Annotated in this window: 1 protein-coding gene; it reads left to right on the top strand. The window is 65.8% G+C overall.

Annotated elements, in window-relative coordinates:
* Positions 1-326 (top strand): transposase (locus V5O46_RS31685; protein WP_332888186.1); only part of this gene is annotated, 326 nt, incomplete at its 5' end.
* Positions 327-365 lie beyond the last annotated feature (39 nt).

Below are 365 nucleotides of genomic sequence, written 5' to 3'. Positions count from 1 at the left end.
CCTGGGGCGGGAAGTATCCGGCGATCGTCCGGCTCTGGGAGAACGCCTGGGCCGAGTTCGTACCCTTCCTCCAGTTCGACGTGGAGATCCGCAAGATCGTCTGCACCACCAACGCAATCGAGAGCATCAACGCGCGGATCCGCAAGGCCGTCCGGGCCCGGGGACACTTCCCCACCGACCAGGCCGCCCTCAAGTGCGTCTACCTGGCCGTCATGAGCCTGGACCCGACCGGCACCGGACGCAAACGCTGGACCATGCGCTGGAAGGCCGCACTCCAAGCCTTCGATATCACCTTCGACGGCCGGCTCACCGCCGGACGCCGCTGAACAAAACCGACTGGGTTCCACCGTTCGCTACACAGACCC

This window comes from Streptomyces poriticola, assembly GCF_036689765.1.
Taxonomy (GTDB): domain Bacteria; phylum Actinomycetota; class Actinomycetes; order Streptomycetales; family Streptomycetaceae; genus Streptomyces; species Streptomyces poriticola.
The sequence above is the reverse complement of the archived record's forward strand: the minus strand, read 5'-3'. Positions and strand labels throughout refer to the sequence as shown.